This window comes from Streptomyces sp. NPDC058964 (assembly GCF_042741275.1).
Lineage (GTDB): Bacteria > Actinomycetota > Actinomycetes > Streptomycetales > Streptomycetaceae > Streptomyces.
Genome location: NZ_JBHYKH010000381.1, coordinates 6,094 through 8,848, shown reverse-complemented (window position 1 = coordinate 8,848; position 2,755 = coordinate 6,094). Strand labels below are relative to the sequence as shown.

General features: G+C 68.9%; 2 protein-coding genes and 1 pseudogene. All 3 read right to left on the bottom strand.

The genetic code is table 11. The annotated features are described in order from the left end of the window. Positions 1–72: 72 nt before the first annotated feature. Positions 73–813, bottom strand: a pseudogene (locus tag ACFW2E_RS33865) (alpha-galactosidase); the annotation flags it as partial. Between the two features lie 26 nt (positions 814–839). Beyond that, positions 840–1,736, bottom strand: a complete 897-nt coding sequence (locus ACFW2E_RS33860; RefSeq protein WP_384471846.1) for a carbohydrate ABC transporter permease — start codon at positions 1,734–1,736, stop codon at positions 840–842. After that, positions 1,733–2,614, bottom strand: coding sequence for a carbohydrate ABC transporter permease (locus ACFW2E_RS33855; protein WP_384471849.1), 882 nt, complete (start codon positions 2,612–2,614; stop codon positions 1,733–1,735). Before ACFW2E_RS33855 ends, ACFW2E_RS33860 begins: the two co-directional genes overlap by 4 nt. Between the last annotated feature and the right edge of the window lie 141 nt (positions 2,615–2,755).

Sequence of the window (2,755 nt, the reverse complement as noted above, 5' to 3'; positions counted from 1 at the left end):
CCTTTGCGCGCGGCCCGTGCGTGTGGGGGTGAGTGTGTTGTTCTCTCAGCTCTTCCGCCGCCACCCTTCCCCCCCCCACCCCCCACCCCCCCATTCGGTGTCGCGGACCAGCCACTCGGGGTGCTTCCCGGCGAGTTCACTGTCCGGGGCGACCAGGAAGGGGGCCGTCCAGATGCCCGCGCGGCGGCCGCGCGCCCGGATGGCGTCCGCGATGCCCGCGCGGGAGCGGAACCGGCCGGAGAGGGTGAGCCAGTCGCCCAGCGCGCTCTGGTAGCCGTCGTCGATCTGCACGACGTCGACCGGCAGGTCGAGGGTGTCCATCGCGCGCAGGTTCTCGTGGATGTCGTCCTCGGTCACGGCGGTGAAGTACTCGTACCAGGAGCACCACACCGTCGGTGCCGGGCGCGGGGCGGACAGCCCGAGGCCGTCCGCCCAATGGGCCAGCACCGGCTGGACGCCGGTGTGCGTCCACTCCTTCACCGGTCCGTCGGCCTCGACCTCGGCGCGGCCGCCCCGGACGGTCAGCCGGATCGACGGCACCTCGTGCAGCGGGTCCGCCGCCGCCCACAGCCGGACCGGGGAGCCGTCGCCGGGGTCGAGCGCGAGCAGGCCCTCGCCCTGGAAGACCCCGGCGGGCACGGTGCGGCCGGGCCGGTAGCAGACGGTCGCCCAGTTGTCGTTCGCCGGGCGGTACGGGGTCGAGTCGAGGGCGTAGGCGCCGCTGGGGCTCCAGGACTGCCAGCCCTCCTCGTGGACCCGGGCGCCCAGCGGGTCCACGGGGACCGAGGCGACCGGGGTGAACGGGTTGTGCACGGGGTTCTCTTTCAGGTGGAGCCGGATCAGCCCTTGTTGGAGCCCAGGGTCAGACCGCTGACGAACTGCCGCTGGAGCGCGAAGTACACGACGAGTGTGGGAATCGCGGTGAGCAGGGCGCCGGCGGCGACCAGGTTGGGGTCCGTGAAGTACTGGCCGGAGAGGTTGTTCAGGGCCGAGGTGATCGGCATGTTCTCGCCGGTCGAGATGAGGACGAGGGCCCAGAAGAAGTCGTTGTAGATCCAGATCGACAGCAGGGTTGCCAGGGCCGCCATCGCCGGCTTGCACAGCGGCAGCGTGATCTGCCAGTACAGCCGCCACACCGAGGCGCCGTCGACGAGCGCGGCCTCGGTCAGTTCGTGCGGCAGCGAGCGCATGTAGTTGCTCAGCACGAACGCGCAGAACCCGGACTGGAACGCCACATGGATCAGCACCAGGCCGAGCGCGGAGTCGTACAGCTTGCCGCTCGCCGTGATGCCGGGAAGGTCGGTGAGCAGGTACATCCGGTACAGCGGGGTGATGATGACCTGCTGCGGGAGCAGGTTGCCCGCCGTGAAGACCAGCAGCAGCGCGAGGTTGAGGCGGAAGTCGAAGCGGCTGACGTAGAAGGCGACCATCGACGACAGGAACAGCGTCACAAGCACCGCCGGCACCGCGATCAGCAGCGTGTTGCCGAAGTAGTGCATCATGTCCGACTGCTCGAACGCGTTCTTGAAGTTGTCGAAGTTCAGCGTGTCCGGCCAGGACACGTAGCCCTTGTCACTGGTCTCGCTGTACGGACGCAGGGCCGAGAAGACCGCCCACAGCAGCGGGGCGAGCCACGCAAGCGCCGTACCGGCGAGGAAGACGTGCAGCAGCACGCGGGCGGGGCGGACGGGCGCGCGCTTCTTGAGCGCGCCGGTCGCGAGGGTGGGGGCGCTCACGATCGCCGCTCCTTCCGGAAGGTGGCCACCAGATAGGGGATGATCACGACGAGCGAGATGACCAGCAGGACCACCGCGATCGCCGATCCGTAGCCGATGCGGCTGGACTCACCGATGATGTTGTTGGTCACCAGGATCGAGAGCAGCTCGGTGCCCTGGGCGCCCTTGTTGAAGACGAATACCAGGTCGAAGGCGCGCAGGGCCTCGATGATGGTGACGACCAGGACGACCGTGTTGGTGGGGCGCAGCGTCGGGAAGATGACGTTCTTGAACGTCTGCCACTCGTTGGCGCCGTCCAGCGCGGACGCCTCCCTGAGCGAGGGGTCGACGCTCTTCAGGCCGGCCAGGTACAGGATCATCATGTAGCCGGTGTGCCGCCAGGAGGCCGCGATGAGGACGGCCCACAGGTTGAGCTTGGGGTCACCGATCCAGTCGATGTAGTGGCCCGGCTTGTTGGCGCCGATGATGCTGTTGATCAGGCCCGTGTCCGGGTTGTAGACCAGCTGCCAGACGAAGCCGATGCAGGCCATGGAGATGACGACCGGCAGGAAGAACGCCGTCTGGTAGACGCGGCTGAAGCGGATCTTCTTGTCCAGCTGGACGGCCAGGAGGAGGCCGAGCGGCGTCGGGATCAGGATGAGGACGACGAACCAGATGACGTTGTGCTGGACGGCGGGCCAGAACTGCGGGTTGTCGTTGAAGAGCTGTTTGAAGTTGTCGAGGCCCACCCACTTGATCGAGTCGAACCCGATGCCGTCCCACGTGGTGAAGGCGAGCGCGATGGAGGCGAGGGCGGTGACCCAGACCAGGGCCACGTGCAGGACCGTGGGCACGCCCGCCATCAGGGCGAGCGTGAACCGGTCACGGCGGGTCAGCAGGCGCCGGTGGCCCTGGCCGGCCCGCTTGGATGCGGAGGCAGCGCCCGGGGGGGGGCCGGCGGGCGCCCCCCGCCGGGGGGGTGGGGGGGGGGTGGGGGTGAGACTAGGCGGCCCGGCGCGCAGATCTAGAGAGAGATAGGG